The sequence below is a fragment of the Veillonella intestinalis genome, assembly GCF_943193155.1.
Taxonomy (GTDB): Bacteria; Bacillota; Negativicutes; order Veillonellales; family Veillonellaceae; genus Veillonella_A; species Veillonella_A intestinalis.
Map to the genome: position 1 here is coordinate 191,249 of NZ_CALPDB010000003.1, position 13,496 is coordinate 204,744.

General features: G+C 38.9%; 13 protein-coding genes. 10 read left to right on the forward strand and 3 right to left on the reverse strand.

From position 1 onward, the window contains the following. Positions 1-237: 237 nt before the first annotated feature. The 3 genes from NFR44_RS04780 to ispE form a co-directional block, all read right to left on the reverse strand. Entirely contained in the window at positions 238-1,737 is a 1,500-nt protein-coding gene (locus tag NFR44_RS04780; protein ID WP_251441542.1) for an SLC13 family permease, read from the reverse strand. 386 nt (positions 1,738-2,123) lie between these two features. Then, entirely contained in the window at positions 2,124-2,813 is a 690-nt protein-coding gene (locus NFR44_RS04785; RefSeq protein ID WP_251441543.1) for a GntR family transcriptional regulator, read from the reverse strand. Beyond that, positions 2,813-3,697 (reverse strand): 4-(cytidine 5'-diphospho)-2-C-methyl-D-erythritol kinase, encoded by an 885-nt coding sequence (gene ispE, locus NFR44_RS04790; RefSeq protein ID WP_251441544.1) that lies wholly within the window; start codon positions 3,695-3,697, stop codon positions 2,813-2,815. The genes NFR44_RS04785 and ispE overlap by 1 nt, the downstream gene beginning before the upstream one ends. Positions 3,698-3,867: 170 nt before the next feature. On the opposite strand from ispE, the gene NFR44_RS04795 reads away from it, so the two are divergent. From NFR44_RS04795 to atpB, 10 genes are all read left to right on the forward strand, one after another. Continuing rightward, positions 3,868-4,830, forward strand: coding sequence for a YitT family protein (locus NFR44_RS04795; protein ID WP_251441546.1), 963 nt, complete (start codon positions 3,868-3,870; stop codon positions 4,828-4,830). Positions 4,831-4,854: 24 nt separating this feature from the next. Then, positions 4,855-5,763 (forward strand): YitT family protein, encoded by a 909-nt coding sequence (locus tag NFR44_RS04800; RefSeq protein WP_251441548.1) that lies wholly within the window; start codon positions 4,855-4,857, stop codon positions 5,761-5,763. A gap of 132 nt (positions 5,764-5,895) precedes the next feature. Next, the gene (locus NFR44_RS04805) at positions 5,896-7,575 is read left to right on the forward strand and encodes a phosphoglucomutase (protein ID WP_251441549.1); all 1,680 of its coding nucleotides are present in this window, start codon (positions 5,896-5,898) and stop codon (positions 7,573-7,575) included. A gap of 87 nt (positions 7,576-7,662) precedes the next feature. Beyond that, a complete protein-coding gene (locus NFR44_RS04810; protein WP_251441550.1) occupies positions 7,663-7,932 on the forward strand; it encodes an ACT domain-containing protein in 270 nt (89 codons plus the stop codon). Between the two features lie 8 nt (positions 7,933-7,940). Further along, complete coding sequence (locus NFR44_RS04815) at positions 7,941-9,299, forward strand: PFL family protein (RefSeq protein WP_251441551.1); 1,359 nt, start codon at positions 7,941-7,943, stop codon at positions 9,297-9,299. A gap of 24 nt (positions 9,300-9,323) precedes the next feature. Beyond that, complete coding sequence (locus NFR44_RS04820; RefSeq protein ID WP_251441552.1) at positions 9,324-10,373, forward strand: glycosyltransferase family 4 protein; 1,050 nt, start codon at positions 9,324-9,326, stop codon at positions 10,371-10,373. An 85-nt stretch (positions 10,374-10,458) separates the two neighbouring features. Beyond that, positions 10,459-11,604: a non-hydrolyzing UDP-N-acetylglucosamine 2-epimerase gene (gene wecB, locus NFR44_RS04825; RefSeq protein WP_251441553.1), complete on the forward strand. Its 1,146-nt coding sequence runs from the start codon at positions 10,459-10,461 to the stop codon at positions 11,602-11,604. Positions 11,605-12,150: 546 nt separating this feature from the next. Then, a complete protein-coding gene (locus NFR44_RS09490; RefSeq protein WP_371875183.1) occupies positions 12,151-12,357 on the forward strand; it encodes an AtpZ/AtpI family protein in 207 nt (68 codons plus the stop codon). Between the two features lie 13 nt (positions 12,358-12,370). Beyond that, positions 12,371-12,760 carry a hypothetical protein gene (locus NFR44_RS04830; protein ID WP_251441554.1) on the forward strand — a complete coding sequence of 130 codons (390 nt, stop codon included), beginning with the start codon at positions 12,371-12,373 and terminating at the stop codon, positions 12,758-12,760. Between the two features lie 58 nt (positions 12,761-12,818). Then, entirely contained in the window at positions 12,819-13,490 is a 672-nt protein-coding gene (gene atpB / locus NFR44_RS04835) for a F0F1 ATP synthase subunit A (protein ID WP_251441555.1), read from the forward strand. The last annotated feature ends 6 nt before the right edge of the window (positions 13,491-13,496 follow it).

The following is a 13,496-nucleotide window of genomic DNA, read 5'->3' on the forward strand; positions in this document are numbered from 1 at the left end:
ATAAATTTTGATCAAGAAGCTCGTTTACAAGCACAACAAGCTGAAATTAATGAGTTAAAAGCAGCTATGCAAGCGGTTCTTCAGAAATAGTTGGTAGTTTTGACAATTTATTAATCTCGGCAATACAAAACCCCTCTCTCGAATTTGAGAGAGGGGTTTTTACATATACATATAAGAGAGGTGGTTTGTATATATTTGTATATAATAGTATATATTTTGAAAATTTATATTAGGTTCTTATACTAAACCAATCCAATGCCAGTAAGTAGCGGCATATACTACAAGTAAAGCATATCCGATGATGGTAATAGGAATCCCGGTTTTCATGAAAGTTTTTACATCAAAGGTACCTGTACTGTAAGCAACCATACCTTGTGGTGAGTTAACGGGTAGAATAAAACCGAAACAAATGGAGAATTGTGCAATCATAGTGAGGCCTACTGGATTGATACCAGGAATATGAACTGCTTGCACAATAGAAATAACAATAGGAATCATGGCAGAGGCTAAGGCCGTTGCTGAAGCGAATCCTAAATGGATGGCGATGAGGAAGAAGGTAATTGTACCAATTAACATGAATACTGATAAAGTTTCAAGGGTAAACATGTGAACAAATGCATTTGCCAGCCATGTAGCCGCTTTAGTTTTTAAAAGGGCTGTCCCTAAGCTAATACCAGCACCGAACATAACAATAGAGCCCCAATCGATACGTCCTTGGGCATATTTCCAGTCAATGATACCTATGCCCGGCATTAAGAATAAGGCAATAGCTACAATTGTGGTAGTAGATGTATCGTATTTATGTAAGTGACCACCAGTAGCCCAGAAACCAAGTAAAATAAGAGATAAAGTTAATAGTTTCTTTTCGTTAAAGGTCATAGGACCTAGTTCTTTTAGATGTCGTTGTAGTTCTTGTTGTGAACCTTCTAGGTCATGTTCATCTGGTTTTAAAAGCCACATGGATAAGAAGTAGTAGATGACGATCATTACTAATGAATATGGTGCGGCAGCTAGTAACCAATCTAGCCAAGAAACAGATGTATTAAGCTGTGAAGAAATAAAGCCGACAGCTACTAAATTTTGGGCCGCCGCAGTTTGGACCATGATGTTCCAAACGGTATCAGCTTGGGTAGCACCAACTACGAGTAAAGCGGCTAATTTACTTTGACGATTAATTCCAAGACTATCTAAGATACCAATGATGATAGGGACTAAGCAAGCTAGGCGCGCAGTAGCACTTGGCACGAAGAAGGAAAGAATGAAGCCTGTGAAAATTACACCAATATAGATATGACTTGTTTTGGTTCCGATTCGTGAAAGTACATTTAATGCAATTCGGCGATCAAGACCTGTTTTAGTCATTGCTACAGAAATAAACATAGCTGCGGCAACTAACGCCCAAGCTGGTGTGGAATAACCAGAGATAGCTATTTTTAAGGCATTACTGGTGCCGAGTATTTTGGCTGGATCATCCATATTAGGTGCAGTACCTAATAATAAGGCTGTTAGGGCTGTTAACATAGTAGCACTAACAGGGTAGGAAACAGCGCTTGTTATCCACAGCACGATGGCAAAGAAAAGAAGGCCAATCATGCGATGCCCTGCTGTAGATAAGTCGCTCGGTGTAGGAATACATAGAATGCCGAGTAGAACCAAGAAGCTAAGAATCAAGCCAATGTTTTGACTATTGGAACGAGCCTTAGCAGGTGCCGGAGCGGGTGAAGCTGGTTGTGTCATTTGTAATCATCTCACTTTCTTGTGATTATACTAAATACATAATAAAAATTGATTTTAAGCGATATGCTAATAAGTATATCGAATTATATCAAAGTGTTATAGTGTAAGATTTCGACAAAGAAATTATATTACCTGCAAGAAAGTGTTAAAAAATAAGCTAAAATCCACGAAATGAAAAATCCTATGCCAATAGGTATTTTATAGTAAATATGTAGTTAATAAAGTGGTAAAATTCGATATAAATATGTGAGAGATGATGTAATGAGTAAATTTAGAATTTTAAATGTATCGGTATTTGAATATAAAAAGGTCTGTAGCTTACTGTTCGAATACAGAATTATTCGTCATGTAAGTTACAGACCTTTTTGTGAAAGCTTTATAGTTGATTATTGTTTATCGATATTCATGCCTTTTAGTAGGGCTTGTTCGGAGTGTTCCATATGAAGGCGTGCAATTTCACGAGCCTGCGCAGGATTACGTTCAGCAATAGCTTCTACTAACATGCGGTGCTCTTCCCAGGTTTTTACTAAACGGCCTGGTTGGTTCATAGACATAGTACGGAAACGCAAAGTTTGTTCCCGTAAATTATGAATAATTTCTACTAAGCGCTCATTACGTGAGGCTTTGTATAACACTTCATGGAAGTTAATATCAGCTTCTACCACTTTATCCATATTTTTTTGTTCCATAAAGGTGCCAATTTCTACTAGCATACGCTCTAAGAATTCAATTTCGTCAGGCGTAATTCGTTCGGCTGCTAATTGAGCTGCTAATTCCTCTAAGGCAGAACGAATTTCAAAAACTTGTGTAACATCTTTTAAGGAAATATCTGCTACATAAGTACCACGATGAGGGATCATTACCACAAAGCCTTCTAGCTCGAGTTTGCGAATCGCTTCGCGTACCGGTGTACGACTAACACCGAGTTCTTCAGCTAATGGCACCTCCATGAGACGCTCGCCTGGTTTGAAGACCCCATCGCGAATTGCTTGGCGCAAAGTTTCACATACGACTTCACGTAATGGTTTGTAGGATGTTAATACGATAGGCTGTAAGCGCCCTAAATCTTTATTCATTAGGATAATGCCTCCTTACCGTGGGTTTTAGTAATTAAGGATAACCAAGTATGTCCAGCCTTTTTGATTTCTTCTTGTAATGTTAAGGCTTCAAGGGCTGTATCAAGATAGACCACCATAGTTGGGCCACTTCCTGTCATGATGGTTGTATAGCCACGACTGGTGAAAAAGTCTTTACAAGTGATAAGCTCTGGATGGAGTGGGAATAGTAATTCTTCAAAGGTGTTGCCGCTGACTTGCATGGCTTTTTTGACGTCGCCAATACGCATAGCTTTTTCCACTTCATCAATCGTTTCACTGGTTACTTTGGATTGGTTGTCAAAACGATGATAAGCGGCAGCTGTAGAAACGGATAATTCAGGTTTTACTACTAAGAGCCAATGAGGTTTATCTGTAGGCAAATACTGAAGAATTTCGCCTCGCCCAGTGCCACGAGCGGTACCACCTTTCATGAGGAACGGCACATCTGAACCTAAGTCCTGAGCCAATTTCATAAGTTCGTCATCAGTAAGACGTAAGTCCCAGAATTTATTTAAGCCTAGTAGCATGGCTGCGGCATCGGAACTACCACCACCAAGTCCAGCCGCTGGTGGAACACGTTTTAGTAAATGGATGGCGCCGCCGGTTGTACAACCTGTATAGGCTTGAATAGCACGGAGTGCTTTCATGGCTAGATTTGATTCGTCGTAAGGAATCATATCGTTCATGTATGTTGGTAATTCTGGTGCCATGCCAGAGAATACAACGGAATGGTGTTTGGCAAAATAAATAGAATCGCCTAAATAAATAGATTGGAAAATTGTGTCAATATTATGATAGCCGTCTTCGCGCTTATTGAGAATAGCTAAACCAATGTTAATTTTACTGAAGCTTAATTGCTCCATAGGGAGCCTCCTTTGCATGGGTGAACTTACAGACGAAACTGCTTTAGTAGTTGAAATTATAAGGTGGTTAGGTTAAGATGGACATAGGCATATTAACCTAAGGAATTTTTTATATTTAATCAATTTATTATACGCTATTAAGTGAGAAATTTCAATTTCCAGGAGGAGCTATGCAGTTTAAGTGGGGCCGCACGACGAATGCTTTAGTTATGACCACATTAGGTTCTTTATTATTTGCTATTGGTATTGATGCTTTTATTTTGCCGCATAAATTAGTAAGTGGTAGTTTGAGCGGTATTGCGTTAATGTTGTATTATCTAACAGGTATTCAAGTAGGTACCTTAAACTTGCTATTAAATGTGCCTATTTTATATGCAGCCTATCGTTGGCTCGGGCGTTGGCATTTGATGATTACTATATTTGGGACTGCAGTTATTTCATTTTTAATTAATGCTGTGGAATTTATGGAGCAGTACCAATTAACATCGGATCCTCTAGTAGGCTCTTTGTTAGGTGGTATTTTGTGTGGTCTTGGACTTGGTATTGTATATCGAGCTGGTGGTAATACTGGGGGATTAGATCCCATTGCTATGATTATTCGTAAACATTATGGTTTGCAAATAGGGAGTATTATTTTTGGAATTAATGTGCTTGTATTATTTGCCGCGGCGTTAGTAATTAGTGTGGAAGCGGCCGCGATTACATTAATTAGTATTTATGTACAGGCTATGATTGCGAATAAAGTGGTAGTAGGTTTTAATCAGCGTAAAGCTATTTATATTATTTCCTATAAACCATATAAAATTTGTGATGTTATTATTCATCAGTTGGGGCGTGGCGCTACGATTTTAAATGGGGAAGGCGCTTATACACACCAGCATAAACAAGTAATTTTAGTAGTAGTAGGGTTGATGCAAGTAGCTAAATTAAAGGAAGCTGTTCAAAAAGAAGACCCAGCAGCATTTATGATTATTTCAGATGCAGCAGAGGTTATTGGACAAGGGTTTACAGTTCCTATAGCTACACCGGAGTCTGTAAATGCAGCTATTGAGCGGTCTGTACAGACAGGGGCTATGAGTGATGCGTTGCCAGAGGCGCCAGAAGGGACGATTGCAGAAACCCCTAAAAGTTAATGGATTTGAGAATTAGGAGGCGACATGTTTAAAAAGTGGAGTTCAACTTTATATGTAATGGCTATGGTCACGTTGGGTACATTCTTATTTGCTATAGGGATTAACGCCTTTGTAGTACCACATAAGTTAGTTAGTGGTGGTATTAGTGGGGTTGCGTTGATGCTGTATTATTTAACGGGCATTCAAGTCGGTACATTGAATTTACTTTTAAACATTCCCGTTTTGTATGCAGCTTATCGCTGGTTAGGTCGTTGGCATGTAATGATAACGATTTTTGGTACTGTAGTATCCTCCGTATTCATTAATATGTTGCGATTTTTGGCGGACTATAATTTAACGTCTGACCCATTAGTGGGCGCTATCTTGGGGGGCTTATTCTGCGGTATTGGCGTAGGTACTGTATATCGCTCGGGCGGTAATGCAGGGGGGCTTGATCCTATTGCCTTGATTATTCGAAAGTATTATGGTTTGCAAATTGGTAGTATTGTGTTAGGCATTAACATGGTAATCTTAACCATTGCGGCATTTGTGGTTAATATTGAAGCGGCCGCTGTTACTTTGGTGAGTTTGTATATTTCGGCTATGCTAACAAACCGTGTTATTGTTGGTTTTGACCAGCGTAAAGCTGTTTTTATCATATCCTATAAGCCTTATAAAATTTGTGATTTGATTATTAATCAGATTGGTCGTGGTGCCACCATTTTAAATGGGGAAGGTGCTTATACTCATCAGCATAAGCAGGTAATTTTAGTAGTGGTTAGCTTAATGCAGGTTGCTAAACTTAAAAAGGCAGTAGAGGAAGAAGATCCAACAGCCTTTTTAATGGTAACTGATGTGGCGGAAGTTATTGGTGGTGGTTTTACGTTACCGTCAAAAGCGGAAACCCAGCAAGCAATTGAGCGTATTCGAGCTCGTGTTGAAGTAAATGAGTAGTTACTCATTTTTGAGTATTATTTGATATATATATAGTCTTGATATAGTTTGACATAGTTTAATCATTGTTTTGAAATCACATAATAGTTAACCTATCGGTTAATAGTGTGGTGATGTGTAATGGAGGATTTTATGGCACATGCATTAGCAGGCACTTTGGTGCGTTCAGAAGATTTGATTGATTTAGAGTCTATTATTGAAGCGTATTATGAAATAGCGCCGCAGTATGAGAATAAAGAGCAACGAATTTCTTTTGGTACATCAGGGCATCGAGGTAAGTCTTTGACAGGTAGTTTTAATGAATTGCATGTGGCAGCTATTACACAAGCGATTTGTGATGGTCGTAAAGAATTTGGGGCTACCGGTGTTTGTTTTGTAGGTCACGATACACATGCTTTGTCAGAACCTGCGATTGAAACGGTGTTAGAAGTATTGGCTGCTAATGGTGTGGTGGCAGCGGTAGATGGGGAAAATGGGTTTGTACCAACGCCTAGCGTTTCACGTGCGATTATTCGTTACAATGAAATTATAGATACGCAATCGACTGTAGCTTTTGTGCCTGATTTTTTAAAAGACAAAGTTGGTCAAGGTAAAGCCGATGGCATTATTATTACCCCTTCTCACAATCCTCCGGATCAAGGGGGCATTAAATATAATCCGATTAATGGTGGGCCGGCAGATACTACCATTACGAAATGGATTGAAACAAAAGCTAATGAGTATATTAAAGCTGGCGGTGAAGGGATTCGCCGTGTGGCTATTGATGAGATTGATTCAGGTCTTCAATGGGAATATGACTATAAAGGCTTATATGTGAAGGAATTAGCAGAAGTTATTAATTTTGAAGCAATTCGTAAAGCTAAGCCTAAGGTATTGGTGAATGCACTTGGTGGCAGTGGTATGGAATACTGGGAAGCTATCAGTGATACATATGACCTTGATTTGACAATTATTAATAATGAATACGATCCAACTTTTAGTTTCATGCCTTATGACCATGATGGGGTAGTTCGCATGGATTGTTCTTCCACCTATGCTATGGCTGATGTGGTAAAACAGATTGGGCAATTTGATTTAGCTGTGGGGAATGATCCTGATTATGATCGTTATGGCATAGTGACTAAAGCTGGGCTAATGGCGCCTAATCACTTTTTGATAACTGCAGGAGCGTATTTATTTTATAATCGTAAGTGGGCGGGCAAAGGATTTGGGAAAACCGCCGTTGTCACTGGTATGGTGGATAAATTCTGTGCTGATAATGACATTACTGTATATGAAGTGCCTGTAGGGTTTAAATATTTTGCCGCCCTTCTATTCGATGGCACTATTGGCATTGGTGGCGAAGAAAGTGCAGGAGCCTCTTTCCTTAAAAAGGATGGCACTGTTTGGACTACTGACAAAGATGGCATAATTATGGCTTTACTTGCTATGGAAATGTGGTCTGTTACAGGACGAACTCCGGATCAATTATATGAAGCTTTGACGCAGCGTTATGGTAGTCCTATTTTTACACGTATTGATACTCCATGTAGCAAAGTGACTAAAGAGGCTTTGAGCCAACTTCAAGCTAGTGATGTGCAGGCTACAGAATTAGCAGGTGAGCCGATTGAGTCAATTCGTACTACTTCGTTATATGGTGAATACGGACTTGGCGGTTTACGTATTACGACAGAAAAAAGTTTTTTAGTAGCACGTCCTTCTGGAACGGAAGATTTATACAAAGTATATGCAGAAAGTTTCAATGGCGAAGACGCCTTAAATTCTTTGTTAAAAGCAGGTCAAGACCTTGTAAACGAGGTTACTGCACGGTAGAATTGTAAAATAAATTGTGATATAATATAACATTATTGAAATACAGAGAGAAACGTTGAATTAGGTATTAAGGAAAAGGTGAATCACATGAAAGTAGTTGTAACTGTAGTAGGGGTAGACCGAGTGGGAATCATTGCCCGCGTTGCTACCGTATTGGCAGAAAATAATGTAAATATTGTATCCATCAACCAGACGATTTTAGATGGGATGTTTAACATGATTATGATGTGTGAAGCCGCAGATCCGACAGCGCTTCAAAAGGTGCAAGAAGCATTAACTGTTGAGGGGGAACAGTTAGGTGTTCAAATTATGGCGCAACATGCGGATATATTCCTTAGCATGCATCGCGTAGGGTAGGTGACACTATGTTAAGCATCGAGAATATTATTGAAACTAACCAGATGATTCGTGATAATAAATTAGATGTTCGTACGATTACTATGGGCATTAGTTTATTAGGTTGTACTGCGTCTGATGGTAAGACGCTTTGTACGCGCATTTATGACCATATAACTAAGGAAGCTGAAAATTTAGTAGCTACTGGCGAAGCGATTGCGCAAGAATATGGGGTGCCAATTATCAATAAACGAGTATCGGTTACACCTATTTCCTTAGTTGCGGCAGGTAGTGATTTAAAAAGCTATGTACCAGTAGCGGAAGCCCTTGATAAGGCAGCTAAAGCAGTGGGCGTTAATTTTATTGGCGGGTTTTCTGCTTTAGTAAGTAAAGGGTATACAGAAGGGGATCGTCGTTTAATTGCATCGATTCCAGAAGCACTAGCGACTACAGATTTGGTATGTAGTTCTGTTGGTATTGGTTCCACTAAGGCAGGTATCAATATGGATGCTGTTGCTGAAATGGGACAAATTGTAAAACAGACGGCAGAGCTTACTGCAGACCGTGATGCATTTGGGTGTGCTAAGCTTGTCATTTTTTGTAATCCTGTCGAAGATAATCCATTTATGGCAGGAGCATTTCATGGTGTCACAGAAGGTAATACTACGATTAGCGTTGGTGTCAGTGGACCAGGGGTTGTTAAACATGCATTGGAAGCTGTGCGTGGACGACCTTTTGATGAGGTGGCCGAAACGATTAAACGCACAGCCTTCAAAATTACACGCGTTGGCCAATTAGTGGCTCAGGAAGCTTCACGGCGATTAGGTAAGCAGTTTGGGATAATTGATTTATCCTTAGCTCCTACGCCTGCTGTGGGCGACTCCGTAGCGCATGTATTAGAAGAAATGGGTATTACCTCCTGTGGGGCTCATGGTACTACAGCAGCATTAGCCTTGCTTAATGATGCCGTGAAAAAAGGTGGCCTCATGGCATCTTCTCATGTAGGTGGTTTGAGTGGTGCCTTTATTCCTGTTAGTGAGGATAAAGGTATGATCGATGCTGTATCAGTAGGTAGTTTAAGTTTGGACAAATTAGAAGCTATGACTTGCGTATGTTCCGTAGGTCTAGATATGATTGCGGTGCCGGGCGATACATCGGCAGCCACTATTTCGGCTATTATTGCTGATGAAGCTGCTATTGGTATGATTAATAATAAAACAACTGCTGTTCGACTTATTCCTGTACCTGGTAAAACAGTGGGAGAAATGGTTGAATTTGGCGGTTTATTGGGATATTGCCCAATTATTGAAGTAAGTCCGTTTGGGGCAGAAGAGTTCATTCAACGAGGTGGACGAATTCCAGCACCTATTCGTAGTCTTACAAACTAAGGATAAGCACGAGGAGGTGCAGTAATGACGGTGTACGTGTGGGCATTCATAATTGCTTTAGTCATTACGTTTGCGATTACACCGCTAATTAAAAAGTTGGCGATTAATATTGGGGCTATGGATAAACCAGATGCGCGTAAAGTGCATCATGGGGCGATTCCCCGCTTAGGTGGCTTAGCTATCTTTATTGGCTATATGATTTCCGTTATCTACTCAGTAGACGATTTAAGTGCTGAAATGGGCTTATTAATTGGCTCAGTGGTGCTTGTAGCTGTTGGCATTTGGGATGATGTGAAACAAATTGGTCCTAAAACAAAATTAACAGGTCAAATTTTAGCGGCTGCAGTAGTCGTGGCCTTTGGTAATCAAGTAGAATTTATTACTAATCCTTGGGGGCATGTCTTTTATTTGGGCATTTTTTCAATTCCTCTAACTATCTTTTGGATTGTAGGTTTTACTAATATCGTGAATTTAATTGATGGTTTGGATGGATTGGCAGCTGGTATTTCGTTGATTTCTTCCATTGCTATATTCACGGTACTTTGGCAAATGGGACAAACTGATTTAGCTTGTATTGCATTGGCTCTAGCTGGTGCTGCTTGCGGTTTTTTACGGTATAACTTTAATCCTGCTAAAATCTTTATGGGTGATACAGGAAGTATGTTATTAGGCTATACTATGGCTACCATTTCCGTTATGGGGGCTGTTAAGACCGCTGCGACAATTTCTCTAGTTGTTCCTGTTATTGTATTAGGTTTGCCTATTTTAGATACGACATTTGCTATTATTCGTCGTAAAATTAATGGACGTCCAGTATTTAAGCCTGATAAAGGACATATGCATCACCGTTTATTAGCGTTGGGCTTATCTCAAAAACAAGCGGTGTTACTCATGTATGCCGTAACTGCTTTATTAGGTTATATAGCTATTTTGTTAGCAAAAGTAAATATTTTAGTTGGCATTGCTATTGTGCTAGCTATTTTGTGTGTTTGTGTGTTTATTGCTACTAAGCTTGGTATGATTGCTAAAGATGAAGTAGTAGCAAAAGAAGAAACAGTTACAAATAGACGGTAATCTGCGAGCGCTTGTACGGATTGTACAGGCGCCTTCATAGCATACAGGGATTTATCTTGTGGCTAGCGATTTATGGGAGGTAATTATGTTAAAAGTAATGACAGTCTTTGGTACACGACCAGAAGCAATTAAAATGGCACCTGTAGTGAAAGCGTTACAAGCAGCGCCAGATATGGAAGCAATTGTAACGGTTACTGCGCAACATCGCGAGATGCTAGATCAAGTGTTAGATTTATTTGCTATTACACCAGACTACGATTTAAATATTATGAGTCAGGGGCAAACTTTGTATGATGTAACTACACGTGCCTTAGAAGGACTTAAAGATGTGCTGATGGAAGCTAAACCTGATGTAGTATTAGTTCATGGTGATACGACAACTACCTTTGCTGGCGCTTTGGCCTCTTTTTATCAAGAAATTCCTGTAGGTCATGTGGAAGCTGGCTTGCGTACGGGCAATATTTATTCCCCATTCCCAGAAGAAATGAATCGTAAATTGACAGGCTCTTTAGCCACTTATCATTTTGCACCTACTTCGAGTGCAGAAAAGAACTTAATGAAAGAAAATGTAAGTTCGGCACATTTATATGTGACTGGTAATACTGTTATTGATGCTCTTCAAACGACGGTAAAAGAGAATTATCAGTTTGAAGAAGATTTATTGAATACATTGGATTATAAGGGGCGTCGGATTGTATTAGTTACCACTCATCGCCGTGAAAATCTTGGTGAACCAATGCGTCATGTATATAAAGCAATTCGTCGCTTAGTTGATGCCTTTGAGGATATTGAAGTAGTATTCCCTGTTCATAAAAATCCAAAAGTACGAAGCATTGTTAACGAAGAATTAGGGAGTGTAGATCATGTCCATTTAATTGATCCTTTAGATTATGAACCATTTGCTAATTTAATGGCTCGCTCTTATCTATTGATGACAGACTCTGGTGGCATTCAAGAAGAAGCACCTGCTTTGGGGAAACCTGTGCTTGTGCTTCGTAATACAACGGAGCGTCCAGAAGCTGTTACAGCAGGTACAGTACGTTTAGTAGGGACTGATGAAAATACTGTTTATGATACAGCCCATCGTTTATTAGCTGATAAAGAGGCCTATGATGTGATGGCAAACTCAGTAAATCCTTATGGGGATGGTATTGCGTCACAACGCATTATTGAAGCTTTGCGATATGAATTTTTGCAGAGTGGCAAGAAGCCAAGTCGTTTTGGTTATTAATCATAATAGGTCATTTGCGTTATTGTAGTTAACCAGATGGCTTATTGAAGTTAATGAATTTAGCTATTAAAGTTAATCAGCATATAGTAATTAATTAGTGGATACACTAATAATTGAGGGCTGATGTATAGCTGGAACTTAAAAATTTTATTTGATTAGCTATATTAATTTATACAAAAAGGCCTAAAAATAGCCTTCATTATTCTTGTCAAGCATGAATGAAATTCGAGTTAGTAATCATAAAAATATATCACAGTGATTATATTATTTGATGAATTGAGACGAAGATATAAATTAAATAGGCGATTCGATATTATAAAATAAAGCGTTTGTTATATATAGAGAAAAATCGTTATTTGCGTATCGTATATATTTAAATATTTTGTGAAGTGAAAAAGCTATAAATTATAGTTGCTATAGGTGCATTGGCTAAAGTAATGACAAAATGTTATAATTTAGTGACTGTTAAATTTCCTTATTTTATACTTGAACCATACAGTATAGTGGGGAGGTTATCATATTAGTTAACAAAGTGTAGGTGATGCTATGAAGCGACTAGATTCCACTACTTTAAAAGCTTTAAATGTAGCGCTATCAGCAGGTTTTTCTTTGCTAGTATCTATTTTAGGATGTATAGCAATAGGACGCGGCATAGATTATCTATTTGATGTATCGCCGTGGGGGACTCTGATAGGAGGCATTATAGGAGGCTTAGGAGGCTTATACTCTCTTTACTTGAGAGTTGTTTCCTGAAAGGGGATAGAGCATGGCGGATTTTGTGGAATTTTTAAAGCGTATGACAGCCTATTTATTTTTCACAACAATTAGCATTATGTTATTGCTAGAAGTTTTGGATTATGAACAGTACATCCTAGGTTGGCTTTGGGGATGTGGCATTAATTTTTTATACTTGCTTGTTTTAGGGCTGTGGATTTATCGAGTTCGTCATAAGGATATTCGCGTTATAGAAAAAGCAACCAAGGCGGGATCTGCAGTGCGGCTTACCTTAGTTGCCTTTGGAACCATATTGGCAGCTTTTCTGTTTGATAATTTTCCGTTCGTTGCATATATGTTAGGTCTGTTGGCGTGGCGCCCCTTATCTATCATAGAACGAATTCGGTATAACATGCAGAATGGCTGGAATAGTTTAATTTAGTGCATATTCGTAAATTTAGATAAATAGTAGCTAAAATTCGTGAAAGGAGGTGAACCTTATGGAGTTACATACCGGTAACCATACCGTTGTTCACATGTGGGGAATGGCATTTAATATGGATACCCTATATATGACATGGCTTGTATTTGGTATTCTTATTGTCATTGCCTTTTTTGCTACACGACAAGTTAACATGGTTCCCACAGGAGTTCAGAATGTTGTGGAATTTATATTAGAAGCTATTGGCAACCAGTTGAAGGGACCTTTAGGTAAGCACTTTAATAAGGTAAGTTCGCTACTATTTACGTTCTTTTTCTTTATCTTAGTAAGTAATGAATTGGGATTAATACCAAGCCCACATATCTTGGTATCGCCTACTAATGATTTGAATACGACGTTAGGACTGGCACTAGCTAGTTCATTTAGTATTTGGGTTATTGGGGCACGTATCAAAGGGCCTGCTTACTTCAAGCACTTTTTTCAACCGTTTGCCGTTTTCGTAATTTTCCATCTTATGGAAGAGATTTCTAAACCGATTACGCTTAGTTTCCGTCTTTTTGGCAACATTGTAGCCGGTGAAATTGTGTTGGAATTGTTAAATGGATTGGCACCATATTTAACACCGATTATCTGGATTGTATTTAGTCTTTTTGTTGGTGTTATTCAAGCCTTTGTATTTACTATTTTAGTAACATCCTACTTAGGGATGGCGGTTTCAGAAGAACATTAATCACCA

Coding starts and splice junctions, on each gene's coding strand:
- NFR44_RS04830 (WP_251441554.1), top strand. CDS start 12,371: ATGGCGGATTTTGTGGAATTTTTAAAGCGTATGACAGCCTATTTATTT.
- NFR44_RS04780 (WP_251441542.1), bottom strand. CDS start 1,737: ATGACACAACCAGCTTCACCCGCTCCGGCACCTGCTAAGGCTCGTTCC.
- NFR44_RS09490 (WP_371875183.1), top strand. CDS start 12,151: ATGAAGCGACTAGATTCCACTACTTTAAAAGCTTTAAATGTAGCGCTA.
- NFR44_RS04815 (WP_251441551.1), top strand. CDS start 7,941: ATGTTAAGCATCGAGAATATTATTGAAACTAACCAGATGATTCGTGAT.
- NFR44_RS04785 (WP_251441543.1), bottom strand. CDS start 2,813: ATGAATAAAGATTTAGGGCGCTTACAGCCTATCGTATTAACATCCTAC.
- NFR44_RS04805 (WP_251441549.1), top strand. CDS start 5,896: ATGGCACATGCATTAGCAGGCACTTTGGTGCGTTCAGAAGATTTGATT.
- wecB (WP_251441553.1), top strand. CDS start 10,459: ATGTTAAAAGTAATGACAGTCTTTGGTACACGACCAGAAGCAATTAAA.
- NFR44_RS04820 (WP_251441552.1), top strand. CDS start 9,324: ATGACGGTGTACGTGTGGGCATTCATAATTGCTTTAGTCATTACGTTT.
- NFR44_RS04810 (WP_251441550.1), top strand. CDS start 7,663: ATGAAAGTAGTTGTAACTGTAGTAGGGGTAGACCGAGTGGGAATCATT.
- NFR44_RS04795 (WP_251441546.1), top strand. CDS start 3,868: ATGCAGTTTAAGTGGGGCCGCACGACGAATGCTTTAGTTATGACCACA.
- atpB (WP_251441555.1), top strand. CDS start 12,819: ATGGAGTTACATACCGGTAACCATACCGTTGTTCACATGTGGGGAATG.
- ispE (WP_251441544.1), bottom strand. CDS start 3,697: ATGGAGCAATTAAGCTTCAGTAAAATTAACATTGGTTTAGCTATTCTC.
- NFR44_RS04800 (WP_251441548.1), top strand. CDS start 4,855: ATGTTTAAAAAGTGGAGTTCAACTTTATATGTAATGGCTATGGTCACG.